At 39.1% G+C, this 24,889-nt stretch carries 24 protein-coding genes and 1 rRNA gene; 2 read left to right on the top strand and 23 right to left on the bottom strand.

The window, feature by feature from the left end; genetic code table 11:
- Positions 1 to 51 precede the first annotated feature (51 nt).
- The 7 genes from WKT01_RS12350 to WKT01_RS12320 form a co-directional block, all read right to left on the bottom strand.
- The gene (locus tag WKT01_RS12350) at positions 52 to 1,065 is read right to left on the bottom strand and encodes a sensor histidine kinase (RefSeq protein ID WP_340312550.1); all 1,014 of its coding nucleotides are present in this window, start codon (positions 1,063 to 1,065) and stop codon (positions 52 to 54) included.
- A gap of 81 nt (positions 1,066 to 1,146) precedes the next feature.
- Positions 1,147 to 1,818 (bottom strand): response regulator transcription factor, encoded by a 672-nt coding sequence (locus WKT01_RS12345; RefSeq protein WP_340312548.1) that lies wholly within the window; start codon positions 1,816 to 1,818, stop codon positions 1,147 to 1,149.
- Between the two features lie 31 nt (positions 1,819 to 1,849).
- Positions 1,850 to 2,269, bottom strand: coding sequence for a GNAT family N-acetyltransferase (locus tag WKT01_RS12340; RefSeq protein WP_117975457.1), 420 nt, complete (start codon positions 2,267 to 2,269; stop codon positions 1,850 to 1,852).
- Between the two features lie 135 nt (positions 2,270 to 2,404).
- Positions 2,405 to 2,971: a manganese efflux pump MntP gene (locus WKT01_RS12335; protein ID WP_117975456.1), complete on the bottom strand. Its 567-nt coding sequence runs from the start codon at positions 2,969 to 2,971 to the stop codon at positions 2,405 to 2,407.
- A 60-nt stretch (positions 2,972 to 3,031) separates the two neighbouring features.
- Positions 3,032 to 3,655 (bottom strand): sugar O-acetyltransferase, encoded by a 624-nt coding sequence (locus WKT01_RS12330; RefSeq protein WP_117975455.1) that lies wholly within the window; start codon positions 3,653 to 3,655, stop codon positions 3,032 to 3,034.
- Complete coding sequence (locus tag WKT01_RS12325) at positions 3,652 to 4,488, bottom strand: EFR1 family ferrodoxin (protein ID WP_117975454.1); 837 nt, start codon at positions 4,486 to 4,488, stop codon at positions 3,652 to 3,654. The genes WKT01_RS12330 and WKT01_RS12325 overlap by 4 nt, the downstream gene beginning before the upstream one ends.
- Complete coding sequence (locus tag WKT01_RS12320; RefSeq protein WP_270395679.1) at positions 4,485 to 5,282, bottom strand: SseB family protein; 798 nt, start codon at positions 5,280 to 5,282, stop codon at positions 4,485 to 4,487. Before WKT01_RS12320 ends, WKT01_RS12325 begins: the two co-directional genes overlap by 4 nt.
- Positions 5,283 to 5,727: 445 nt before the next feature.
- Between WKT01_RS12320 and WKT01_RS12315 the strand changes: the two genes are divergently transcribed.
- The gene (locus WKT01_RS12315; protein ID WP_117975475.1) at positions 5,728 to 6,618 is read left to right on the top strand and encodes an Rpn family recombination-promoting nuclease/putative transposase; all 891 of its coding nucleotides are present in this window, start codon (positions 5,728 to 5,730) and stop codon (positions 6,616 to 6,618) included.
- 425 nt (positions 6,619 to 7,043) lie between these two features.
- Here WKT01_RS12315 and galE read toward each other — a convergent pair whose 3' ends face one another.
- The 11 genes from galE to WKT01_RS12260 all read right to left on the bottom strand — a co-directional run bounded on the left by galE (position 7,044) and on the right by WKT01_RS12260 (position 17,705).
- On the bottom strand, positions 7,044 to 8,060 hold the full coding sequence (galE, locus tag WKT01_RS12310; protein WP_117975453.1) for a UDP-glucose 4-epimerase GalE: 1,017 nt from the start codon (positions 8,058 to 8,060) through the stop codon (positions 7,044 to 7,046).
- Positions 8,061 to 8,090: 30 nt separating this feature from the next.
- A complete protein-coding gene (locus WKT01_RS12305) occupies positions 8,091 to 9,014 on the bottom strand; it encodes a sugar phosphate nucleotidyltransferase (protein ID WP_117975452.1) in 924 nt (307 codons plus the stop codon).
- Positions 9,015 to 9,221: 207 nt separating this feature from the next.
- Positions 9,222 to 9,929: a deoxyribose-phosphate aldolase gene (deoC, locus tag WKT01_RS12300; protein WP_117975451.1), complete on the bottom strand. Its 708-nt coding sequence runs from the start codon at positions 9,927 to 9,929 to the stop codon at positions 9,222 to 9,224.
- Positions 9,930 to 9,978: 49 nt separating this feature from the next.
- Positions 9,979 to 10,941, bottom strand: a complete 963-nt coding sequence (locus WKT01_RS12295; protein ID WP_117975450.1) for a carbohydrate kinase family protein — start codon at positions 10,939 to 10,941, stop codon at positions 9,979 to 9,981.
- Positions 10,942 to 10,955: 14 nt separating this feature from the next.
- A complete protein-coding gene (locus WKT01_RS12290) occupies positions 10,956 to 12,422 on the bottom strand; it encodes a sugar ABC transporter ATP-binding protein (protein WP_340312544.1) in 1,467 nt (488 codons plus the stop codon).
- Positions 12,423 to 12,459: 37 nt separating this feature from the next.
- A complete protein-coding gene (locus tag WKT01_RS12285) occupies positions 12,460 to 13,446 on the bottom strand; it encodes a substrate-binding domain-containing protein (protein ID WP_270395680.1) in 987 nt (328 codons plus the stop codon).
- 69 nt (positions 13,447 to 13,515) lie between these two features.
- Complete coding sequence (locus WKT01_RS12280; RefSeq protein ID WP_117975449.1) at positions 13,516 to 14,490, bottom strand: ABC transporter permease; 975 nt, start codon at positions 14,488 to 14,490, stop codon at positions 13,516 to 13,518.
- Between the two features lie 325 nt (positions 14,491 to 14,815).
- On the bottom strand, positions 14,816 to 15,427 hold the full coding sequence (locus tag WKT01_RS12275; protein WP_117975448.1) for a DUF1349 domain-containing protein: 612 nt from the start codon (positions 15,425 to 15,427) through the stop codon (positions 14,816 to 14,818).
- A 3-nt stretch (positions 15,428 to 15,430) separates the two neighbouring features.
- On the bottom strand, positions 15,431 to 16,315 hold the full coding sequence (locus WKT01_RS12270; RefSeq protein WP_059070249.1) for a PHP domain-containing protein: 885 nt from the start codon (positions 16,313 to 16,315) through the stop codon (positions 15,431 to 15,433).
- Complete coding sequence (locus tag WKT01_RS12265) at positions 16,312 to 16,917, bottom strand: sugar O-acetyltransferase (RefSeq protein ID WP_330671112.1); 606 nt, start codon at positions 16,915 to 16,917, stop codon at positions 16,312 to 16,314. Before WKT01_RS12265 ends, WKT01_RS12270 begins: the two co-directional genes overlap by 4 nt.
- A gap of 2 nt (positions 16,918 to 16,919) precedes the next feature.
- Positions 16,920 to 17,705, bottom strand: coding sequence for a DeoR/GlpR family DNA-binding transcription regulator (locus WKT01_RS12260; RefSeq protein ID WP_117975447.1), 786 nt, complete (start codon positions 17,703 to 17,705; stop codon positions 16,920 to 16,922).
- 288 nt (positions 17,706 to 17,993) lie between these two features.
- On the opposite strand from WKT01_RS12260, the gene WKT01_RS12255 reads away from it, so the two are divergent.
- Positions 17,994 to 18,809 (top strand): GntR family transcriptional regulator, encoded by an 816-nt coding sequence (locus tag WKT01_RS12255; protein ID WP_117975446.1) that lies wholly within the window; start codon positions 17,994 to 17,996, stop codon positions 18,807 to 18,809.
- Between the two features lie 38 nt (positions 18,810 to 18,847).
- On the opposite strand, the gene WKT01_RS12250 is transcribed toward WKT01_RS12255, so the two are convergent.
- The 5 genes from WKT01_RS12250 to WKT01_RS12230 form a co-directional block, all read right to left on the bottom strand.
- Positions 18,848 to 19,759 carry a glycyl-radical enzyme activating protein gene (locus WKT01_RS12250; RefSeq protein WP_270395681.1) on the bottom strand — a complete coding sequence of 304 codons (912 nt, stop codon included), beginning with the start codon at positions 19,757 to 19,759 and terminating at the stop codon, positions 18,848 to 18,850.
- A 14-nt stretch (positions 19,760 to 19,773) separates the two neighbouring features.
- Positions 19,774 to 22,182, bottom strand: a complete 2,409-nt coding sequence (locus WKT01_RS12245; protein WP_117975445.1) for a glycyl radical protein — start codon at positions 22,180 to 22,182, stop codon at positions 19,774 to 19,776.
- 215 nt (positions 22,183 to 22,397) lie between these two features.
- On the bottom strand, positions 22,398 to 23,903 hold the full coding sequence (locus WKT01_RS12240; RefSeq protein WP_117975444.1) for a hypothetical protein: 1,506 nt from the start codon (positions 23,901 to 23,903) through the stop codon (positions 22,398 to 22,400).
- Positions 23,904 to 23,906: 3 nt separating this feature from the next.
- Positions 23,907 to 24,422: an RNA polymerase sigma factor gene (locus WKT01_RS12235; RefSeq protein WP_117975443.1), complete on the bottom strand. Its 516-nt coding sequence runs from the start codon at positions 24,420 to 24,422 to the stop codon at positions 23,907 to 23,909.
- A 362-nt stretch (positions 24,423 to 24,784) separates the two neighbouring features.
- Positions 24,785 to 24,889, bottom strand: a 23S ribosomal RNA gene (locus WKT01_RS12230); the annotation flags it as partial.

The following is a 24,889-nucleotide window of genomic DNA, read 5'->3' as shown; positions in this document are numbered from 1 at the left end:
ATTTTGTCATGTCTGTTTCTCCGTACATCCTCTTTCTAGAACCGAAATTTCTTATTCCACCTGCAACGGATAGGAGTCCAGGTCGATCGTAAAATGGCTTCCCTCTCCCGGAATAGACTCTACATGCAGAGAATGTCCCAGCTTGCCGGCCGCCTGTTTTACAAGGTACAGACCGATCCCTGTTGATTTTTTATCCATCCGTCCGTTATAGCCTGTATATCCCTTTTCAAAGATCCTCGGTATATCCTCGGACTCTATGCCGATACCGGTATCTTCCACTGTCAACTGCTTTCTATCATTTACCTTTATACGCACTTCTCCTGCTTTTGTATATTTGACAGCATTGGACAAAAACTGTTCCAGTATAAAAGACAGCCACTTTTCATCCGTAAGTACAGTCTTATCTGTTCCCCCATACACAAGCCGAAGCTTTTTCCTTATAAACTGTCCTGCGTATTTATGGATTGCATTGCGCACGACCCTGTCCAGATCGATTTCTTTGAGCACCAGATCCGAGGCGTCTTCCTGGAGCCTTGTATAGCACAGCGCCATCTCTACATACTGCTCGATGCGAAATAATTCGAATCGCATTTCCTGGTTTTCTTCTGTATCTGTTCTCTGCAAAAGCACCCGCAGCACCGCGATCGGCGCTTTGATCTGGTGTACCCATGTGGCATAATAGTCCTGCATGTCCTTTTGCGACTGTATCCAGGCTTCCTCACTTTTACGCTGTATCTCTTCCATACGCGCTGCCAATTCCTGGTATGCACGCTCCAATCCGGCGTCTGCAAGGGGAAGCAGCTCTGTGACAATTCCCTTTTCGTCCCCCAGCCTATTTAGTATTTCTCTCTTTCTTTTATATCTGTTATATCCAGGTATACAAAATAACAGGCTAAATACCGCACAAAGCAAAACCGGATAATACACTGCCCGCAATTCTATCTGATATAACAGAAATACTGCCGTGAAGCATAAGATACAGCCTAATGCCCACACAGCAGTAAAACGATGCTCGTATAAATACTCTAAAAACAGTTTCACTCCGTTTTTTTCTTTTTTCACCATTTCTTTCCTTTCTATCCTCATTTGGCACACTGCAGCGCCTGCCTTGCCAGGCATAGTCCGGCAAGGTGCTTCTTTCAGATACTACGCTATAATATAGCCTTCTCCTACCTTTGTCGTAATAAACCCATCCAGGCCTTCATTCTTCAGCTTTTTGCGCAGACGCGCGATATTCACGGTCAGTGTGTTTTCTTCAATATAGTCATCTGTCTCCCACAGTTTTGTCATCAATGTATCACGGCTGACAAGGCGCCCTTTATTTTCCATCAGCGTCTGCAAGATCCGAAACTCATTTTTCGTCAGGCTGATCTTTCTGCCGTCATATATAAACGTCATATCATGGAGGTTTAACAAAGCCCCTTTGTGTTCGATCACAGGCACTTTCCCTGTAAGGTCGTATGTTCTGCGCAGTACCGCCTGCACTTTCGCCACAAGTACATTTAAGTCAAACGGCTTTGCGATAAAATCGTCGCCTCCCATATTCATAGCCATCACGATATTCATATTATCCGCAGCAGATGAAATAAAAATAACCGGTACATTAGATACTTTTCGTATTTCGCCGCACCAATAGTAACCATTATAAAAAGGAAGCGTTATATCCAGAAGAATCAAATGCGGATCGTATTCTGCAAACTGCTTTACTATATCCTGAAATTCTTCTACATATACCGCCTCATTGCCCCAGACCTGCATCTCCTTTTGCATTGCCTGTGCCATCACCAAATCATCTTCAATGATCAAAATCCTATACATTCCTATATCCTGCCTTTATTCTCTCCTGTCACTAATTTAAGATCTGAAGCGCAGTATTCCCGTCTCCTCCGAGAGAGAAGCCTGTCTTTTCATAAAAACCGCCCAACAGCTGCTGATACTGTTCTTTGCTCACATATCCTTCCGGCAGCTTTGCATAGCCAAGAGGCGCCTTTACCATCGTCACACTCTTTTTTCTGAGCTGTTCGAGTATCTCTGCCATACAGACCGTACCATATCCCAGCCCCCTCAAACGCCTGTCGATCAAATAAAAGTCCAGTATATCTGCTTTAAACTTACTCTCCAGATAATAGTGCAGACAAAAAAGCAGCGTTCCCTCTTCATAGACACTGACTGTCTCCTTCTTATAACAAAATTCCAGTATATGGGCGCTCTTATCCGTGAGTATCACACCTTTGAAATATTCTTTTCTAATATATAACGGTACCGCCATTTTCCCCGCCCCTTATCTATCCCGTAATTTCTGCTGCCCGGCGCGCCAGCAGGCGCACCCTGCCTTTTATCTCTTTTTAGTTTACCACGGAAGCTTTGCAAACACAACTAATTCCCCCCAAATACACACACCTGCTCAAAGCAGTCCCAAATGTTCCAGCAGAATCTTCACACCAAGTACGATCAAAATGATCCCGCCTGCCAGTTCTGCCTTTGTCTTATATTTTATACCGAAAATATTTCCAATTTTCACCCCTGCCGCTGAAATCACAAATGTGATCAGCCCGATCAATAAGACAGCCTGTCCGATCTGCACATCGAGAAATGCAAATGTAATACCAATCGCCAGAGCATCGATACTTGTAGCTATCGCAAGCACAAACATTGTTTTTATATCAAGAGCCGCGTCTGCTTCTTCACAGACATCTTCCCGCGCAAAAGACTCTTTGATCATATTCGCCCCGATGATCGCCAGCAGTATAAAGGCGATCCAGTGATCGATCGCCGTAATTTTCTCCCTAAACTGAAAACCAAGAAAATACCCCATAAGAGGCATCAACGCCTGAAAACCGCCAAACCAAAGTCCTACGATCACCATGGCCTTCTTAGACAGATTTGGCATAGCTAGTCCCTTGCAAATAGAAACCGCAAAGGCATCCATTGATAGACCCACTGCCAGGATCATTAGTTCTGCAATTCCCACTTATGCCCCCTCCTGCGTACTTCCCTGCCGTCTGTTTTCTCTATCTTTTCCATTCTTATTTTACTTTCCTTCGTCCTTTTTGTTTCTGTAGTATTCCTCCGCCAGAGTCTGCCAATATCTCCTGTCCTCTTGTGTGATTTTCCGTATCACTCTGCACGGATTTCCTGCTGCTATAACATTGGAAGGAATGTCCTTCGTTACAACAGATCCAGAACCCACAACGACGCTGTCCCCGATCGTCACTCCTGGATTCAAAACTGTACTGCCGCCGATCCAGACATTATTTCCTATCTTTACTTTCTTTCCAAATTCTAGCCTCTGATTGCGCACCCCTGCATCGATTGGATGTCCCGCCGTATAAATACAGACTCTGGGTCCAAAAAATACATTATCTCCAATCTCTACATCACATACGTCTAAAATAATACAATCATAATTGGCATAAAAATTATCTCCCACAGAAATATGGCAGCCATAATCGCAGTGAAACGGAGGCTCTATCCATATATTCTCCCCCGTTTTCTGAAACAGTGCTTTTATTAACTGGATCCGAAGCTCATATTCGTCTTCTGTGGATGCGTTGAACATTCTTGTACATCGCCTAGAACGTTTCATGTCTTCTGCTAATTCCTTATCATCTGCTATATATAGCTTTTCCGACAACATACGCTCCTTCTCTGTCATCTTTTTCCCTCTTTCACATTTCTCTTTTGTTCTGCAATGTCTTCCCAGCTTATATCTGGATGATGGTACTGCTTTCTTCCTCTTAAAACAGGCATAGATATTGTATATGCCTGTTCTGGACACCAATGATAACAGGCGTAACATGCTGCGCAGCATCCTCCGTGAACAGCCTTCCTGTCTCTTATCTGAATATTTCCGGTAGGACAAACTTTTTCGCAAATTCTGCATCCTGTGCATTTCTCGGTATTGGGATAGGGCTTCATGGCCGCACCCGCCATCCCCTGTCCATAAAACCAGGAACTTGTCACAAAATCTGCGCTCAAACTGCCTGCAGATGCTCTGCTTATCTTTCCGCTTATTTTATTTTCTTTCAACTTCTGCTTTACATTCCTGGTATTCGCCCTAATAGCCTTTATGATCTGCTCTACTTTCTCTGGAGCCTTCTCCAATTTTTCTGTATCTTTGGATACGTTTCCAGGCATGCAGTTTCCAGGCATTGCAAGATCGAATACGGCTGAAAGGGAGGCATTTTTCCACTGCAAAACCTTTTCCAGATTCTTAACCGCTTTCCCATGCTTTCCACTGCTTGATGTCAAAACAGCGAATATATATTTGGGATTATGTAAGGATATTTCCATCAAAAATGCTTTTACAACCCATGGAATATCATTCATATAGACCGGAAATACAAAGCCGATTCTATCGTCCTTGATCTCCACGGACTTTTCTGCGGCATATTCCATGATCCCATGACATTCTCCGGACAAACAATGCGCGATTTTTTTCGCCGCCCATAACGTATTCCCTGTCCCGCTAAAATAAAAGATGATCATGGCTTTTTCCTCTTGATCGGAAGCTGCAAATTGACCCCAAAAGGATTGACAACAACCCCTTTTGCTTCGGGAACTAAAATATCCAACAATTTATCCGCTTTTATTACCGCCGATTTAAAAGTCTTCTCTTTATTGAACTTCTGGAACTCTATCACATCTGTAAAAACGGGCTGAAAAGAAGTACCATCCTGTAATTTCAGCAACGGAATCTTATTTTCCGCCTGTACAGCCACAATATAAGTCCCTTTCTGAAAATTCGAAAGAATCTCTTCCTGCAGCTCTTTCATTTCTTCTGTCAGCTCTGGTTTCTGCTGTCTTCGCATTTCCTGCATAAAATATAGGGAAGTCAGATGCAAGCTCGGATTTTCCACCCACACTTTTCCATCCGGAAGCTTGGATGTATCTCCCCGCTTTACAAGTTCTTCCAATTGGAGCATCGTTTTTTCTCCTCCTTTTGCCTGGAATACAAGACCATTTACCCCCATCGTATATAAACTGGAATAAAACGGAAGCAACTGTTTATTTGCCACTCTCCCCACATTCACCGGCTGCTTTTTCTCTCTACATTTTTCCGCACATTTTTTTGCTTCTTCCAGATCATCAAACAGAAAAATCTCATCATCATACGTTTCCGGATCACACAGCACAAATGGCATCTTTGTGCACGCTGATACAAGCATATAAATCATCTCCGAGTTGCGCAAAGAGCCTAACGCCCGTTTTTTTCCCTCTGCTATTACATTCACCTTTTGTTCTTCCATAGTAACAGTCCTTTCCTTTTCATCATTCTTCATTTTAACAATCTCCCGCCACAGTGTCAAATTATTTCATATAGCAGCAAGCAGGGAAAAAGAACAGACACTTCCATGTGACACGCCTATATAATGTCAAATTTTCTTTTCACTCTGCCGGCTGTTTTGTTAATTATCTATATTTATTTTTCTTGTAGTCTATACTCTGTTGTGTTTAGGTAAGAGTATCTTTTAGATGCGCATCCAGAAAAACTTTTGTGTTTTTCCTAAAACACAGCCTGATGATCTGCTCTATACAGATCGTTCTATTTTATCCAGTTGCTGGATAGTCGCTATATCCGGGTTCTTATCCGGAATATTCGCAAACATTTACCCAAAGAAACAAAATCACATATTTGTGCCGGAAAAATTTTACGTCACAGGCAATTTAGGGAAAAGTGTTGTAAACCGGCGGGCTTTTCCCTATAATCAAAGGAGAAAAGTACAGATGGAACTAAAACAAAAACCATTGAAGGATTTGAACCTGCTGGATCGTTTTTTATTCGCACAGGCGGCGGACGACCCGGATACCATGCGGGATATACTGGAGATCATTTTAGGGAAAGAAGTTGTATTAAAACTGCTGCCCCAGACGGAGAAGGAACAGCGCACCCATCCCTTAAACCGCTATGTACGGCTGGATGTATGGGCCATGGATGAGGAGGACACGGTCTATAACACAGAAGTCCAACAGAACAATACGGGAAACCTTCCGAAACGGAGCCGCTTCTATCAGGCGCTGATCGACTCGAATCTCTTAACTCCGGGAGAAGTCGGCTTCCAGAAATTAAATCCCGTGTATATCATCCTGATCTGTCCCTTCGACCTGTTCGGATACGGACTGTACCGCTATACCTTCCGTATGCAGTGTGAGGGAGTACCGGAACTCTCTCTGGGAGACGGTGCTGTCCGTATCTTCCTCAATACCCATGGAACGAATACCGAAGGGGTGTCAGAAGAACTAGTGGAACTCCTCAAATATATGGAGCACACCACGGAGGAAGTGAGCAGGATCTGTGTCAGTGAGCGGATCCATAACATCCAGAAGCGCATCCAAGCGATCAAATCCAGCGAAAAGATCGGGGTGAAATATATGCAGGCTTGGGAAGAAAAGATCATAGAACAAAATGAAGCGCGTGAAGAAGGTATTCGCGAAGGCCACGCCTCCGGATTGAAGGAAGGCCATGCTTCCGGATTAAAAGAAGGAAGACTGCAGAAATTACAGGAACAGATAGAAAAGAAAGTCCAGAAAGGATACTGCGCTGAAGAAATCGCAGAAATGCTCGAAACAGATATAGAAACCGTCCGGAAATTCATAGAAAAATATAAATTTAATTGACGAACTGCCTTATAGAGAAAAGGTAAAATTTATATAGAAGGTACGCAAAGAAACACTGTGTCAGAACACAGGACAGGACCCGCTTATCTGACATAGTGTTTCTTCGCTGTCTCTTCCAATCAGAAGTTTCACTCTACTATCAGAAGGCAGATTCCTCAATTAAATTTCAGAAAAAAAGACGACCTCACGTTGCTACAGACTTCCAAACAGAAGTGTTTTTTGCCTTCTAGCGGAAATGCGCAGCAGCGTGAAGTCGATTTTTTTAACAGAAACATGAACTTAAGCGGCGAAAGTGTATGCATGAAATCTGTGTTTTGCGTGAGCGAGGAATTTAGGCACAGCCCTGACGAGCGATGTAAAATACAGATTTCATGCGCCCTTTTGCCGTTTGACTTCATATTTCTTTTGTCAGTTAAATTTATATTTTATTCTTCATACCCATTGGGATTCTGACTTTGCCATCTCCAGGAATCTTCGCACATTTCTTCTAAACCGCGTTTTGCCTCCCAATGTAATTCTTCTTTTGCTTTCGCCGCATCACAGTAGCATGTGGCAATATCGCCTGCACGTCTTGGCCTTATCTCATAAGGTATTTCTTTTCCGCATGCCTTTCCAAAGGCCTTCACCATATCCAGTACAGAATATCCTTTACCTGTTCCCAGATTATAAACGGATACCCCTGCTTTTTCTTTTAACTTTTCGACAGAACGGACATGGCCGATTGCCAGATCCACTACGTGAATGTAATCGCGCACACCGGTTCCATCCGGTGTATCATAATCATCCCCAAATACCCCAAGACACTGCAGTTTTCCGATCGCTACCTGCGTAATATAGGGCATAAGATTATTCGGAATTCCTTTCGGATCTTCCCCGATCTTTCCGCTTTTGTGAGCCCCGATAGGATTAAAATATCTGAGAAGAACCACATTCCAGTCTTTATCTGCCGTGTGCAAGTCTGTCAAGATCTGTTCCAGCATCCATTTTGTCCAGCCATATGGATTCGTGCAGATTCCTTTTGGGCACTCTTCTGTGATCGGTATAAATGCTGGATCGCCATATACCGTAGCAGAAGAACTAAAAATAATATTCTTGACATCATGCTTTCTCATGACATCACAAAGTGTCAATGTACCGTTTATATTATTGTCATAGTATTCCAAAGGTTTTGCGACAGATTCGCCCACTGCTTTCAGTCCTGCGAAATGGATAACCGCTTCGACAGCTTCTTTCGCAAAAATTTCATCTAACGCTTTTGCGTCCCGCACATCTGCTTTATAAAATTTTACACTTTTCCCTGTGATTTCTTCAATCCGTCCTATGACCTTTTCTGACGCATTATATAGATTATCTACAATGACCACTTCATATCCCGCATTTAACAGCTCTACGCAAGTATGACTTCCTATAAATCCCGCACCGCCTGTCACTAATATAGACATTGTATACCCTCCTTTTCTGCTACGATATAGTTATGATTCCCACAATTTCTGCGGATATTTCCCCGCATCCTTCAGCGCCTGAATGGCCGCCACTACCATTGGTTTGTCCTCTTTGTATGTCACCCCATACCATTTATCTTCTGTATCCAATACTGTTACCGCCGCACGTCCTTCCTCCAGCAGTCCGCTTACAACAGACGGAAGGAAATACTCGCATTTCATGGGATTCTCTTTTAATCCCTGCTGTAAAAATGCCGGAAAACCAGCTTTGATCTCTTCCATAATACTCTGGGTAAATCCCCACATATTCAGAGAAACTAATTTTTCGCCATCCACCGGTATCCATGTTTTGCCGTCATCTTCAGAATAAGCGATCTGCCCCTCTCTTTTTTCAATCCTGGTCCGCTCATTAATTTCCACAAGTTCTTGATCCTCATTTAATTCGCAGATCCCGCGCGCCACATGTCCATTGTCTGTCATTGTATTTTTCAGCCGATATCCGACCATTGTATAACTGTATTTTTCACCATCTTCATGGGTAGTAAGAAATTTGTAAATTTTCTCAAAGGCATGCTGTCCATAATAATCATCTGCATTGATGACTGCAAAAGGACCATCCACTTCTTCATACGCGCTCAGTACAGCATGTGCTGTTCCCCATGGCTTTACCCGCCCCTGCGGGACATGGTACCCTTGTGGAAGATGAAAAAGATCTTGATATACATACGAGACATCCATCACTTGCTCTATACGTTTTCCGACTGCTTCTTTAAAGTCCTCTTCATTTTCTTTTTTTATAATAAAAATAACCTTCTCAAACCCCGCTCTTTTCGCATCGAAAAGGGAAAAATCCATGATGATATGCCCCTCTTTGTCTATCGGGTCGATCTGCTTTAGACCACCGTATCTGCTCCCCATTCCTGCTGCCATAATGATCAAAACCGGCTTCTTCATTGTGCTCCTCCTTGCGTTTATTCACATCCGAAAACTTCTGGTCCCGGACATACACTCATACAGTTGAATTATAAACTTCCTGGATACCCTTGTCAAATCACAGTCCTAAATAGCACTGTTTTTCCATCGTTTTTACCATAATGAAAAAACAGCGTTCTACATTCTATGCCAGAATGTAAAACACTGCCTTTTCTAAGCATTTATCCTTTATTTCAGATCCAGCACAACGGGAACGGATTTATATCCAACTCCCATGCGGTCGATTCCCATATCGATCAACTGTAAGAAATGCTCCCTTGTCCGAATACATCCGCTGCCTTTGACCTTTGCCCTTCCTTTCAACTGATCCATGATGATCTCGATCACCTCCGGCGCAGCGCCTTTTAATTCAAAACCTGTAAGGAATCCTGTACTTGTCTTCACAAAATCTACGCCTGCTTCTACACAACATTCACAGCCTTTTCGGATCTGCTCTTCACCCAGCGCGTCTGTTTCCAGGATCACTTTGATCTCTCTTCCATATTTATGGGCAGCTTCCGCGCACGCCTTTAAATCTTCTGTCACCTTGTCATATAATCCTGCTCTGAGCCATCCATAGTTCGCTACGATATCTACCTCTTTTACTGTATCATACTTTGCCACCTTTTCGATCTGCTCCACTCTGGACTGTGTAGAACTTGTACCGAACGGAAAATCCGTTACCGGACACAGCATGGTGTCTGTTCCTTTTACATATGGTTCACATAACTCCATATATCCCGGATTGATACAGATCGTAGCGCACCCTAAGTTTACCCCGTCTTTTGTCAAAGCAATGATCTCTTCCTCTGTAAACTCCGGTTTTAATACAGAATAGTCAATGTACGCTGCCAATTCCTTCACGGTCATCTCATTTGCTGATTTTTCTGGTTTCATCTGGTCTCCTCCTATACTTATCATGCTCTTTCATCATTTTTTGAAATGGTTACTCTTTATTCTGCTGCTTTATGAACTCCTCTACTTCTTGTAACAGAGGAGAGCCTGTCACTCCTCCTTTTTTCGTAGTTGCTAATGCTCCTGCGGCATTAGCAAACTTTAATATTTGTGGAAGATCTTCTGACATAACCTTTTCTATTCCACCCTTTTGAATAATTTGATAAATTACTCCTGCGAAAAAACTATCTCCAGCTCCAGTCGTATCCACTGCTTTCACATCATATGCTTTTATTTTTTCACTTTTTTCTTCTGTGTAATAATAAGAACCCTTTTCTCCACATGTGATAATCACTAGTTTGCAGCCGTATTTAGAAATTTCTTTTGCAGCCTCTTTCAAGGTATTTCTTCCCGTAAGAAGATATGCTTCTTCTTCTGATGATTTATAAAGCGAAACCTTAGATAAAGTTTTTTTCATCTCACAAATCATTTTTTCTTTACTACTCCACAAATTATGCCTGTAGTTTACATCCAATACAATTGGTATTCCCTTTTTATGCGCCTCGTTGAGCACCTTCCAAGTTGCCGTTCTAACTGGTTCATCCGTCATGCACATACCAGAAAATCCAACCATAGCAGATTGGAGAACTCTTTCTATCGGAATTTCTTTCTCATCCAGCCAAATATCTGCACCAAATCTTCTTGAAAAACTAAAACTTCTCTCTCCATTTTCATCCAGGGTGACAAATGACTGTGTCGTAAAATGAACTGGATCTAAAACACATCCCTCTAAACCCACGCCGTAGCTTTCCATTTTGCGTCTGATTAATTCTCCCATACAATCATCACCTATTTTGCCAATAAACATTGTATGAAGTCCCAACTTACTTGCTGCTGTCAAGGCATTTACTACTGTTCCTCCAACTTCACATTGATAAATAGGTTTCTCCAGTGTATATCCAGGACCAGGAATATAGTCTATCAAAGCATCTCCTATCGCACAAAAATCGTACATATTTCCACCTCTTTTTAATTTGTTGCAAATGTCATAAGTGTTTCTTCAGAACATTCTTCAATATCAAATAATCCTGTTTGTTTTCCCTCATTCATCACCATAATTCTGTCGCATGTTCCTAAAAGTTCGGGCAATTCTGATGACACCATAATAATAGAAAGTCCTTTTTCAATCAGTTGATTTAATATTTCATAAATTTCTTCTTTTGCACCTACATCTACTCCTCTAGTAGGTTCATCTACAAGAAGAATTTTACAATCTGCCGCTATCCATTTCGATAAAACTACCTTTTGTTGATTTCCTCCACTCATAAAATTTGTAATGGTATCAGGTATTCCTGGACGTATATGAAACATTTGAATATATTTCTTTGTAATTTCTGCTTCTTTTCGTAACATCAGTGTACCGAATTTATTTTTATATTTTCTAAGCGCCGGTATAGTCATATTAAATATCATATTTTGCTGTAGCATTAGTCCTTCTGCTTTTCGTTCTTCTGGTACTATACCTAAGCCTGCAAGAATTCCTTCTTTTACGTTTTTAAATTTTACTGGTTTTCCTTCCAATTCTATATTTCCCTCATCAATTGGATCCGCACCGATAATTGCACGTAAAATCTCCGAGCGTCCTGCTCCTGCAAGCCCTGCAATTCCTAAAATCTCACCTTTATGAAGATCAAAATTGATATTTTCTATCGCGCCTTTCCTTGTTAAATTTCGAATAGAAAGCACAACATTTCCACATTTTCTTTCTCTTTTAGGATAAATATCTTTTACATCCCTGCCCACCATTCTGGAAACCAATATTTCTGTTGTATAATTTTGTACCGGCCCGCTTTCTACAAGCTGTCCATCTTTCATAATTGTCAAACTTGTACAAAGTTCAAAAATCTCTTTTAACCGATGAGAAATATAGATAAAAGTAACTCCTTCTGCTGCAAGATTTTTTACGATTCTGAAAAGTCCTTCCAATTCATTGTCTCCTAATACTGCTGTCGGTTCATCCAGTACTACAATTTTAGCGTTCCTAGACATTGCTTTGGCAATCTCTACCATCTGTCTCTTTGCCACACTTAAATCTTCTACCACAGCCCGCGGATCCAAATCTAACTGCAATTCTTTTATAACTTTCTTTGTATCCTCTTCCATCCTTTTATAATCTATCTTCCCCATCTTATTTTTCGGATATCTGTTCAGAAAAATATTTTCGGCTACAGTACGGTGAGGCAACAGCATTAACTCTTGATAAATTACTGCAATTCCTTTTTCAATCATCTTTGCAGGTGTCGTATTTTCTATTTTTTCCCCATCGATGATAATCTCGCCTTTATCTAATGAATAAGCACCTGATAAAATCTTCATTAATGTTGATTTTCCAGCACCATTTTCTCCAACTAAAGCATGTATTTCTCCTCGTTTTACAGAAATTGAGATATCATCCAGTGCCTTTACTCCAGGAAAACTTTTTGAAATATGATTCATCTTAAGCATCGCTGCCACCTCCGTATTATGGGTTTATTTACAGACCTTTTCCAATCCAGTCTTTTACATTATCTTTGTCAATAACCACTGTCTCTAATTCCCAACGCTGCTCTACTCCGTCTCCTTCTAGGATCTCATATGCTGCCTGCATTCCTTCTGGTGCACAATACGGATAGAAAACAGTAAAGAACATATTGCCTTCTTCAATTTCTTTAAAAGCAACTTCTGTCCCATCCATTCCCGTAATTAATATGTCTTCATCTTCACGGCCTGCTGCTCGCAATGCTTCTAAAGCCCCTAACGCCATTTCATCATTATGACAATAGATTGCATCAATTTCACCAGGTCCGAATCTTTGTAATGTATCATCCATAAATGCCATTGCATCTTCTCTTAGATAATCACAATATTGTGTCGCAATAACTTCCATATCCGGATATTCAGCTTCTAATTGCTCTGCAAAACCGTCATGTCTGTCTATCGTTGCCGATGTCCCTGCTGTTCCCTGTATTTCTACAATTTTTCCTTTGCCATCTAAAGCTTCTGCTAACTTATCTGCGGAAGCTACTCCCATTGGTTTATTCTCTGCTCCGACATAACATGTAACTTCACACTCTACATTTCTGTCTAGTGTAACTACTGGTATTCCTTGATCCATTGCTTTCTGGCAAACTGGAGTCAGTGCATCCGCTGTCAACGGTGAAATAATCAATAAATCAATTCCACGGGCAAGCAGATCTTCTACATTTTGTACTTGTGTAGCCGAGTCATTCTGTCCATCAGTCGTAATTACTTCAAATTCCGGATAATTTTCTTCTGCATAGGCCACATTTTCATCCACCATGGCAACGCGAAATGGATGGTTCATTGTCCCCTGAGACAATCCTATCGTATACTTTTTATCTCCTTCTTTCGAAGATTTATCCTCTCCAGCAGAATTTCCTGCTCCTCCATTGCTACATCCGACTACCAGACCCGCTACCATTGTTAGACAAAGAACCGCACTTATTATTTTCTTTTTCATCCACATTTCCTCCTTTTATTATTGTGAATTATTTTATTACTAAAGCACTTTCTTCACGTGCCCTTAGCCTTAAGAATTCTTTTTTGTCTTTCTCTCTAACAGCACAGCTAATATAATAATGACACCTTGAATAACTTTCTGTATGAATGGGGAAATACCCATCAAATTCAAAATATTATTTAATACGGAAATCAAGCAGGCCCCAATCAAAGTACCAACTACACTTCCGCTTCCTCCAGCTGTGCTTGCCCCGCCGATATAGACCATCGCAAGTGCATCTAACTCATAACCTTCCCCAGCCTCCGGCTGCCCAATGCCTAATCTTGAAATAAAAATAATTGCAGAAAGCGCCGACAAAAAACCTGTAATCACAAAGCACATTGTCTCTACTCTTTTTGTATGAATCCCACATAAACGCGCTGCTTCTCTACTGTCCCCCAAAGCATATACACTTCTTCCAAAACCTGTATATTTCAGCATATATAATGCAATAAAAAATACGGTTAAAAAGATATAAACCGGTACTGGAATTCCTAACATACTTCCCTGACCCAAAAAGGAAAAATCAATACCTGATTCAGTCCAATTCTGTGGCGAACCATTCGCCAAATATCTTGCCACTCCACGAAGTGCAGTCATCGTACCTAAAGTCATAATAAACGGCGCTAATCTTCCTCTTGTAACCCCAATACCATTTATTAGGCCAAGAATAATCCCTATTACTAATCCTGCTGCTACTGTCATAATGGGAGAGACTCCTTTTTGAAGCAGCATCGCACAGGACACAGCAACCACCCCAACAATAGAGCCAACTGACAAGTCCACCCCACCTGTTAGCACAACAAAGGTCATACCCATGGCAATAATACCATTTAAAGAAACAGAACGTACTACGTTAACTATATTAGCCGGTCTTAAAAAATTAGGGGAAATAACAGCCGCAATGATACAAATTAAAATCAGCGCCCACAAAATTCCCATTGCTTTCATTTTTTTTAGAAGTATTTTGCTTTCATTACTATTCATCTCTTTTACCTTCCCCATAATTAACCTCCTGTTTATTTGTTTCAAATGTATGATACATTTAATATATATTAATCGTTTTATATTGTCAATACTTTTGTTTGTTTTATACTAAAATTTGCATATTGCACAAATATTACTATATATTTTCTACAATTTAACTAATTTATTAAATGATAAACCTTCTTATTTTCTATACATCCTTAAAAAATAAAAGCCTGTAAATTGAGGTATTAAAAAAATCAACTTCAAATTGCTTTAGAATATTTCCGCAAGCGCTGCTTGCTCCAAAATAAAAATATATAGCAATCTGAAATTGATTTTTATAGTAAAATATCTAAATTATTTATATGATGGGAGGATCTTGATGCTGTGCTATGTCCGGATCCGTCTTTATCCACCTTGTAAATTCTACCTTTAAATCTTTCCTGATAGGTGCACATACCATAGGTCCCGCTTTTATTCCTTTCTCAAAAGGAAATCTAGAAAGCCTTACCGTCATCCATCTGCTTTTAGAAGTACGTACACGAATTAAAACTGCATCATGAAAAGGTGACACACGAAATGTAACCTTCTCTCCTTCCCAATTCGCTACTGGAAAATTAGAACAATCTGAATATACATCTGTTATTACAATAGATATATTAGGCTCTCCATCTATTACTTCTATCCCAGCCTTAATCCAATGTATATCATCATACCAGATCATCATGCCTGCCTGATCATATAATTCTGAGAAGTCTTTTAACAAAAAGGTTACCTCCATTGCCTCAGAACGTTTTAACTCTGTCAAAAGTGCATGCCCATTGCGATGTATAAATCCATATAATGTTTTTTCCCAATAATCACTTTCCGGCATCGCTTGTACCAACAACGATTTTCCTTCTTCTTTCCATGCTGCAGGTTTATTTGTCCATGTCCCTTCTTTCCATAAAATATCCCGACACAAAGAATCCACTGATTATCCCCTCCTTATTGCTTCCTTTAATTTTTTATATAACATTTCTTCCATTCCCCAAATATCCATATCTCCCAAGAAAATAGCTGGCTTTGTCTTTCCATGGAAATCACTTCCAGCAGTCATTACCATTTCATGCTTCTTTGCCCAGTCCATATAAAATTTCTTCTGCTTATCTGTATGATAACTACTAAACACTTCTATTCCACATACTCCTCTTTCAGTAATTTTTTCCAGCAAGTCCGTATCTTCTTTTACATTATTCCCTGGATGTGCAAGAACCGGAATTCCACCCGATTTTTTAATAATTTCTATCGCTTTATCAAGAGATATAAATTCTATCGGTACATAGGCAATTTTTCCCTGTGCACACCAATCCCAATAAAAATTAACATATGGATTATCGCTTCGACTACCTCCGGGAAGATATGCTTCTAGTAATGCATAATTTCTTGAATCTTGTAATGCAGTTTCTGCTATTACTTCTCCTGTTATCACGTCATCATGGGCCAAAGTTTCTGCTTTTTCATGATCAACTTTTATCCCTGCTTCTTGTATAAGTTTCAATCTTATTTTGGAGGCATCTTGTTCTTTGCAGAGTAGTTCTTTTTCAATTATTTCATACTCCTCATATACTGGATCAATCCCATACCCTAAGACATGAAAATCTTTTCCCTGAAAAGTACAATCTAATTCTACTGCTGGAAGTAATTCAATTCCCAAAGCCCCTGCTGTTTCACTTGCTTTTCTATATGCCCTGGTACTATTATGATCGGCAATCGCTACTACCTCCAGCTTCGCCTTTGCGCACAACTTCATTAGTTTATCTGGTTCAAATTCTCCATCATTGCTAAGTACAGTATGCATATGTAAATCTAGCCAGCTCATACTAACCTCCTTTCTTTTTCTATTTCTTCCTCTGTGATCTTTCGTAATACCCTACATGGATTTCCGACTGCAATCACCCCAGTTGGTATATCTTTTGTCACCACACTCCCAGCACCTATGATTACGTCATCTCCAATCATTACTCCAGGCATAACCACCACATTTCCTCCAAACCAAACATTGCTTCCAATAGTAATAGGTTTTGCATACTCTAAACCTTTTACTCTTAATTGTGGATCAATCGGATGCCCTGCAGTATAAAAACCGCAATTTGGTCCTATAAAAACATTATCACCAAACATAACTTTTGCTTCGTCTAGAATGATACATCCATGATTTGCATAGAAATTTCTGCCTAATTCTATATTATATCCATAATCACACCAGAAGTCTGACTCGATTTGAAATGTATCATCTGCTTTACCAAATATTGGTTTTATAATATTCTTCCTGTGTTCTTTCCTAGATGGTAAACAATTGTTAAATGCAAAACATACGTCTTTGCATCTGTTTCGTTCCTCTACCAAATTCTTATTATAATTAGCATCATACAAAACTCCCGACTGACATTTTTGTTTTTCACTCATAGTTTCTTTCTTCATTTTCATTCTCTCCTATTTATAAATGTATCATCTACATATATCGGATAGTTCTTCTCTTTTGCTATCTGTACATATTCTTCCTTTAAATCTTTATCTGTCAAAACACCTGTCACTTCAGATAGATTACAAATATGGGACAAATATATATGTCCGAATTTACTGCTGTCCGCTAGCACATAGGTAGCTTCTGCTCGTTTCATCATAGCTTTTTTTATCTCCATCTGCGGATATCCGATTCCTGTAATTCCTTCCTGATAATCAATTCCGTTTACCCCAATAAATGCTTTATTCACTCTATATCCTCTTATCTGTTCCAGTGCTTCTTTCCCCACAGTAGCAGAAAGATTTCCTGCAACATCTCCTCCTATTACCTTCAATAATATATGTGCTGTCTGCATGATTTCTGAAGCGAGTAAAATACTATTTGTAATTACATTAACACTTTTTTTATTGTTTCTTTTTATTTCCTGTGCTAAATACAGACAAGTCGTCGCATCGTCTAAAAAAATAGTATCCCCATTCTTTATAATACGGTAAGCCATTTTCGCAATATATATCTTGTTGCATAGATTGCTATAAACCAAATCTTTTACATTATCTGTCACAAAATTTTTTCCAATTTTAACAGCCCCTCCATGTGTCCTTTTTAATAAACCTTCTTCTGACATAGCGTTTAGATCTCTACGTATTGTCATCTCTGTACAATGGAATTCTTGGCTTAACATACTTACTTTTACATATCCTGTCTGTTCTAATTCTTGTAAAATAATCTTTCTGCGTTCTCGCATTGATAACTTTCCCCATTTATTTTACTTTATTTTTCCACGTCAATATATTGCCTTTTTTATTTACTTATGATATGATTTTTGTATCATTTGTATGATACATATGTATTGTATCACAAAAACATGATTTAATCCAGTTGTTTTTTCATCCAGTAATTGGCAAAAGATATTTGAATGCACTATCTTTTTGTGATACTATTGAAACAAATAAAACCGTTCTATCCGCTGTATTTACAACATTTGTCCCTTTCATCCCATGCGGAAATCCTATGTTAGAAAGGAACTATTAAATTGGATATTGATTATTTTAAAGAAACTTTTCATTTTTCTTTAGGAAGTGATTCACCATTATATGAACAACTTGCCTCTTATATTAAAATACAAATTCAAGCAGGCATTTTAAAGCCTGGAGATCAAATGATCACCGAGGCTAATCTTTGTAAAATATTAAATATCAGCCGTACAACCGTCAGACAATGTATGGATAGACTAGTGGAAGAAGGACTTCTTGTCCGCTATCGTGGAAGAGGCTCCTTTATTGCAGATTCCAAAATGAAACGCAATATTAATTATCTTTATAATTTCACGGAAAACATGAAAGAACTCGGTGCAAACCCTAATTCTATCGTCCTAAAAAGCGAGGTTGTAGATGCTCCCGTTTTTATTCGTGAACAGCTCAGATTGCCAAGTACACAAACAAAAGTATTTAAGCTATATAGGCTTCGCTGTGCGAATAATGAGCCCATTCTGTTTGAAAAGTCATATATCCCGTATTATCTGTGTGAGGGTATTGAATATTATGATTTTTCTTCTGTTTCACTGTACAATACACTAGATGAGCATTATGCATTGAACCTTTATAGAGCAACTGAAACAATTGAAGCAATTATTATCAATAGAGATGAGGCAACTCTTTTAAAATGCACTGCTAAAGTGCCAGGTTATAAAATCCAACGTGTCTCCTATTTAGATTCTGGCTTCATCTTTGAATTTACTACTTCCATCACAAGGGCGGACAAATGTGTATTTCAGTTAGAACTGTACAAAAATACAAATTCCACCAAAACTCCTGTGAATATACGTAGGCAGGTAACACTTTCACAATGAGTATAATATAGAAAGTGGGGGCAAACTGCCCCCTCTTTTCATTTTTCCATCTTTGTGTTAAAACCATAACTACGTATCATATTCCTCATCTTCTCTACATATTCCTCGTTATGTGGTTTTACATCCTGCATGACATATTCAATTCCACAAGATTGATATTTTCCACTTCCATACTGATGAAAGGGCAGTATATCATAGTTTCTAATACTATATTTCTGCAAAATTTCTATGATATCAAGAATATCTTGTTCTTTATCATTAACTTCTGGAATCATGGGTGTCCTAACAAATATTTTTTTATTCTGCTTAGATATCCATCTCAAATTTTCCAAAATTTTCTCATTTCCTATGCCAGTCCATTCTTTATGTTTGTGCGTATCTGCTGATTTTATATCATATAAAAATAAATCTACTACCGGCAATATCTTTTCTAAATTTTCTTTTGGAACACATCCTGTTGTTTCCACAGATGTATGAATTCCTTTTTCATTACATAGTCTCAACAACTCATAAGAAAATTCTGGCTGTAGAAGTGGTTCCCCTCCGGATAAAGTAATTCCCCCCTTGCTTTGCTTGTAAAAGTCTATATCCTTTTCTATTTCATCCATTACTTTTGAAATCCCCATCCATTTTCCTTTTACTGTTAGTGCTTTTGTTGGACACTGTTCTACCCAGTCTAATTTATCTGCTTTACATCGATCCCAATGAATCTTTAACCTTTCTTCTGCCGTTACTTCTTTATTAGTACATACTTTCACACAAGTGCGACATCCAATACATCTAGATGACGCATAAAACAACTGGGGTGATTCATTCCACGATTCCGGGTTAGAACACCACTTACACCTAAGCGGACATCCCTTTAAAAACACAACTGTACGAATTCCTGGACCATCATGTATGCTATATCTTTGTATATCAAATACATTTCCTCTTATTTGCTTTTCCATATTATCTCCTTTTCCTATACACACTGCATTGTTCTGTTAATGATTTCATTTTGAATATCTTTATCCAATTCCACGAAAAAAGCGCTATAACCAGCTACACGTACAACTAAATTTCTATGTCTGTCCGGATTCATTTGTGCATCTTTTAATTTTTCTGGCGTAAGAATATTAAATTGTATATGCATACCTCCTATATTAAAATAAGTACGAATCATATCAATTAATTTTTGTCGTTCTTCTTTTGTCTTTAAAATCGTAGGCATAAATTTCATGTTAAAATTAACTCCATTTATTGCTAATTCATGATTTACTCTAGCAACTGATTTACAAGCAGCAGTCGGTCCGCAGATATCCATTCCGTGTTTAGGAGAAATTCCACCATCCCCCAATGGAGTACCAGCCTCGCGTCCACTAGGAAGTGCACATACTTGCCTTCCTAAAGGTGTATTGGAAGACAAACAGAATAAGCCTGGTCGATAAATTGCCCCATGAGGCGAACGATGTCCCTTTACACTTCTACAATACTGCTCACCAACATATTTTACCATTTCGTCCGCTTCCTTTATGTCATTTCCATATTTTGATATTTTGTTAAGCATACGGTGCTTTAAAATATCCTGACCTTTAAAATTTTCTTTCAATGCTTTTAATAATTTTTCCGGCATAAGCTCTTTTGTTTCAAACACCATTTGATTAATAACGGTCAAAGAATCTCCCACATCTGCAATACCAACCCCTTGAACGCCAACATAATCGTATTTTGCACCACCTTGTGTACAGTCCCTTCCATTTTCAAGGCATCCCTCTAAAAGAGCAGAACAATATATATGCTGTCCATATCTGGCGTGAAGAAGCTCAATAGAATTTAAAGAACTTATCATCATATCAACAAAATAGTCGACTTGTGTCTCATACGCTCTTAAAAAATCTTTAAATGTTTTAAAATCTTTAAACGCACCTGTCTTTGGTCCCATTTGCTGTCCTGACATTTGGCATACTCCATCAAATAATGCCAACTCCAAGCATTTCGCTAAATTAAAATAACATGCATTTGTTCTTCCCATGGTATTCCCCTGCCCTGTGGGTTCCACACAGCCTACAATTGCATAATCTCTTGCATCTTCTATTGAAACTCCATCTTTAATCAAACCATCAATTATCAGCTCATCATTAAAAAACGGAAGTTTCCCGCCTTCATTTTCTACTAAAATCTGTAATACCTTATTAATAAATTTATCTGGATTCTTTTTGGAGATTCTAATGCTTGTATTTGGTTCTGAATTAAATACTGTTTGTTCTGCATCCAAACATACATATGTAAAATCATTAACAGCATCTTCACCTTTTTCGTCTATTCCACCTAAAACAACATTGATAGTCGTAGCAAATCCTCCATTATTTCTAGCACTCATGTACGTACCCGCTTTAATAATATCGCTGCTTTTCACCCACAAAGCCTCTAGTATTTCCCTGGCTTCTTCTTTTACCATACGTCCTTCTTCTATATCTTTTTTCCAAAATGGATAGAACATTTGATCTACTCTTCCGCCCGAAATAGCTGACCCATTCTGTCCACAATAATCAATCACTAATACAAACCAATATGACTGTAGAGCCTGATAATACGTCTTAGCTGGCTTGTAGGGCACAATCCTACAATTTTCAGCAATAAGTAGCAATTCCTGTTTTCTCCGATCATCTTGTTCTTTTGCCGCCATCTGTTCTGCCAAATCAGCAAATCTGTCCTGAAATATTTTCACTGCTTCACAGATAATTAGTATGGATTTATAAAAGTGTACCTTATCAGTAAAATCCTTATCCAAAATATCCAAATTTATAAGATAGTCTCTTGCTTCTCTTTCTACTTCGCAAAAACCCTTTGTAAGAATTTTCTTTATATTGGGCAAATAATGACCATACCCACTACGAGCCCTGCTCAACGGATTAAATACGCGATATTCAGAATCTAAAACTTCCATAATCCTTTCATCAATATAATACCTAGATAAATCACCAATAGATTTATTCTTCCAATAAGGATAAATCTCATTTAAAAGTATTTTCTTTTCTTCCTCCGTGATTTGCAATGTATCTACTTTACGTGTAGGCATCATATCCAGTTCTTTTTTACTGAAACCTCCAAATTCCGGAAATAAAGGCGCACATCGCGGATTTGAAGCATGGTTTCCCACAATTAATTCTTCCTTATCAATAAAAATTGTCATATGTTCCAGAAGATATTTTAATCCTTTTGCTCTACGAATAATATGTGGCATGCCTTCTGTCTGTTTATAACTTTCTGTAATCAATTTTGCGCGCTCAATGCAAATAGCAGGTTTAACATTCCTCATTGCTGTATTTAACTTCTGTGTTCTTTCTTCTCTTGTGATTCCTTCTGGTAAAAGTTTCTTTAAAATTTCCATATATAACTCCTTCCTAGGTTTATTGTCCGTTACATTTTTATTTTAACATTTGCCAATACAGATTCAATTGCCTAAGAAGCAATTTCATATAGATTTCTTTCGAAAACGAACATTTTGAACAAAATATTTTCGAACACCACAAACTATATTTTTTGCATATAAAACAGGAGAGCGTCAAACCGCTCTCCTGTCATCTTATACCTTACGGTATATTTTTATTTCGTTACTTTTACATATGGATTGGTCGTCCATTTTCCTTCGATCATTTCTTCCGTATAAGATGGATGGAATTTCAGATACAGGGAATCCAGTACGTCTTCATCCGCTATATACACGAGTGTATATTCCAGTTCTTCCTGCTCTTTCAGTGGTCTGTATAAACCAATCTTTAAACGTTCTGTTCCTTCCGTATAATATATCGGATCGATATATACAGGGAAACTTGCCCCTTCTCCGCTGTTCCACTGCAGATTATAGTCCTCATTTGCCGACAGGAACTCTGGTCCATAGCAGGAGAGACTTCCATCTTCTCTTGTTTCTTTAACGATCAGATCCGGTGCGAGATTTATCCCTTCATATGCCCTGCCGGAGGCATTTTTCACTTTCATGTTTACCACTACATATTTCGATGCGACTTCTTCAAGAATCGGTTCTTCTTGCACCTGTCCATCTTCTGTTATCGTCTGCGTGTATCTGGCATGAGGTTTTAATGTTCCATCTTCCTGAAACCAAGGGGAAACTTCTTCATAACTTATATAGTTTTGGGTCGGATATTTATCCATAGAAAGGCTGTCCTTGATTTGAATATCTTCTACAGTATACTCAATATCCTCCTCCGAGAATTCTGCATTCAGGAACGGATTGGAGATGGTATCTCCGATTTCATAGATATTTTCTGCCGGGATCCCATATTTTAGTTTTTCTGCCTTTTCTTCTTCCCAAAGTGTCTGTTCTTCTTTCTGTGCAGCAAGTTCGTCCTCGATCTCTGCCTCTGTAGGATAAGATTCTGTTTCATCCAACACTTCTATTTTCAGTCCTTTCGCTACTTTCAGCAGCTCTTCTTTTTCTAAAGTTGTCTCACTGCTTATCCAAACCATATATCCATACTCCTGATTGGTGAGGAATATATTGATCGTCTGCTTGTCTGTATCTACATAGCGAGCCTTCGCCTCTACGAAAATATCCTGCCGCTGCCCATCTATCTCCGCTTTTTCCAAATAATCTGCTTTGTCAAAGCTGTCTCGGTACACTGGATTTTCTGTCTTTTCTCCCCAATAAATTTCTGCCGCATTGATGGGTGTGATCGTAATATCACTGTCTGTGTCATAATTATGCCATTTACCACCATATGGAGAAGTTTCCTCTCCATATATATAACCTTCCGGCATATAGGTAGGAGCCACCTCGATCTTGTGCGCTTCTTTCTGTGCATCTACTTGTACCCTGAATTCTATCTCCTTCGCATTTTCTTCCTCTTCATTTATATTGACTTTTAAAAATTCATTCGCTGCAAACCCTACCAATCCTGCCGCCATCGTCACAACGGCTGCGATCACGATCATTTTTCTGATCTTATATATCTTTGTATACTTCATCGTTACTTTCGGCTCCATACTGATCTCCCGGTATGCCGCCTGGATTTTTTCTTCTACACACTGCGGGATCTGCGCCTCTTTTTCCAGGATCTGTTTGATTTCTTTATCTGAATAATCCTTTCTCATACATTATCTCCTCTCTGCCGCCGGCTTTAAACTATACACCTGTCCCAGTTTTTTTCTTCCTCTGGACAATCTTGTCTTTACCGTATTTTCATCCATTTCCAGTATCTGCGCGATTTCCCGGATCTTAAAGCCTTCTCCGTAATAGAGAAGCAGTATGACCCGATATTTGTCATCCAGAGAATTCATCAGTTCCTGAAATTCATAATTTTTAAGCTCCATACATTCTTCTCCTTTTTCCGGCGGCGTCTCCAGAAGATGTTCCTTTTGATTCTGTCTTATCGTATCCTTACAATTATTGATCAAAATACGGATCATCCATGTTTTAAAATATTTCGGATCATGCAATTTTACGATGTTGTCATAACAATCCAATATTGTCTGGGAAACAGCATCCGCAATATCTTCATCTCTGCGCAGATAACTCCTCGCCACCTTATACATACTGGACTTATAAGTTTCCATTAGTTCCACAAATGCCTGGTCGTCCCTTTTTTGCGCTTTTTTCACTAAAAACAGCAATAGGCTTCCCCCTTTCTTCTCCTGCAGGTCGTTATTTTTCAGTGCTTGTCTCCCCCTTATCTTTACACTGTTCTTACATCTATTAGACGGTAAAACGAATCAGAAAGTTTCACTTTTTATGAATTTTTTTATTTTCTATACTAACATGGTGTTTTACCGCCGTAAACCATAGAAGAAGGCTTTCTTATATTTCTCTATATCTCTCCTAAACTTCCTTCTGTTAATCTATTTATCACAAATAATCCATAAAAAAACACCCGGAAGTTTTCACTTCCAGGTGCCTCTTCTCTCATTCTTCAAGGGTTATATACCTTCAAAACTACATACAAAAGATCTTTCCATCCATTCTCCTATCACCTTGCTTGGTTATGCCCTCGACCTATTAGTAACGGTCAGCTCCATACATTACTGTACTTCCACCTCCGCCCTATCTACCTCGTCGTCTTCAAGGGGTCTTACTAACTTGA

Source organism: Mediterraneibacter sp. ICN-202921 (assembly GCF_037890075.1).
Classification (GTDB): domain Bacteria; phylum Bacillota; class Clostridia; order Lachnospirales; family Lachnospiraceae; genus Mediterraneibacter; species Mediterraneibacter massiliensis.
The sequence above is the reverse complement of the archived record's forward strand: the minus strand, read 5'-3'. Positions and strand labels throughout refer to the sequence as shown.

Bases quoted from the DNA above. Each gene is read 5' to 3' on its own strand.
- WKT01_RS12290 (WP_340312544.1), bottom strand. From the start codon at position 12,422: ATGAATCATATTTCAAAAAGTTTTCCTGGAGTAAAGGCACTGGATGAT.
- WKT01_RS12345 (WP_340312548.1), bottom strand. From the start codon at position 1,818: ATGTATAGGATTTTGATCATTGAAGATGATTTGGTGATGGCACAGGCA.
- WKT01_RS12320 (WP_270395679.1), bottom strand. From the start codon at position 5,282: ATGAAGAATGATGAAAAGGAAAGGACTGTTACTATGGAAGAACAAAAG.
- galE (WP_117975453.1), bottom strand. From the start codon at position 8,060: ATGTCTATATTAGTGACAGGCGGTGCGGGATTTATAGGAAGTCATACT.
- WKT01_RS12350 (WP_340312550.1), bottom strand. From the start codon at position 1,065: ATGGTGAAAAAAGAAAAAAACGGAGTGAAACTGTTTTTAGAGTATTTA.
- WKT01_RS12330 (WP_117975455.1), bottom strand. From the start codon at position 3,655: ATGACAGAGAAGGAGCGTATGTTGTCGGAAAAGCTATATATAGCAGAT.
- WKT01_RS12325 (WP_117975454.1), bottom strand. From the start codon at position 4,488: ATGATCATCTTTTATTTTAGCGGGACAGGGAATACGTTATGGGCGGCG.
- WKT01_RS12270 (WP_059070249.1), bottom strand. From the start codon at position 16,315: ATGAGCTGGCTAGATTTACATATGCATACTGTACTTAGCAATGATGGA.
- WKT01_RS12315 (WP_117975475.1), top strand. From the start codon at position 5,728: ATGGAACTAAAACAAAAACCATTGAAGGATTTGAACCTGCTGGATCGT.
- WKT01_RS12285 (WP_270395680.1), bottom strand. From the start codon at position 13,446: ATGAAAAAGAAAATAATAAGTGCGGTTCTTTGTCTAACAATGGTAGCG.
- WKT01_RS12250 (WP_270395681.1), bottom strand. From the start codon at position 19,759: ATGGAAAAGCAAATAAGAGGAAATGTATTTGATATACAAAGATATAGC.
- WKT01_RS12305 (WP_117975452.1), bottom strand. From the start codon at position 9,014: ATGAAGAAGCCGGTTTTGATCATTATGGCAGCAGGAATGGGGAGCAGA.
- WKT01_RS12245 (WP_117975445.1), bottom strand. From the start codon at position 22,182: ATGGAAATTTTAAAGAAACTTTTACCAGAAGGAATCACAAGAGAAGAA.
- WKT01_RS12295 (WP_117975450.1), bottom strand. From the start codon at position 10,941: ATGTACGATTTTTGTGCGATAGGAGATGCTTTGATAGACTATATTCCT.
- WKT01_RS12260 (WP_117975447.1), bottom strand. From the start codon at position 17,705: ATGCGAGAACGCAGAAAGATTATTTTACAAGAATTAGAACAGACAGGA.
- WKT01_RS12265 (WP_330671112.1), bottom strand. From the start codon at position 16,917: ATGAAGAAAGAAACTATGAGTGAAAAACAAAAATGTCAGTCGGGAGTT.
- WKT01_RS12280 (WP_117975449.1), bottom strand. From the start codon at position 14,490: ATGGGGAAGGTAAAAGAGATGAATAGTAATGAAAGCAAAATACTTCTA.
- WKT01_RS12240 (WP_117975444.1), bottom strand. From the start codon at position 23,903: ATGAGAAAGGATTATTCAGATAAAGAAATCAAACAGATCCTGGAAAAA.
- deoC (WP_117975451.1), bottom strand. From the start codon at position 9,929: ATGAAACCAGAAAAATCAGCAAATGAGATGACCGTGAAGGAATTGGCA.
- WKT01_RS12340 (WP_117975457.1), bottom strand. From the start codon at position 2,269: ATGGCGGTACCGTTATATATTAGAAAAGAATATTTCAAAGGTGTGATA.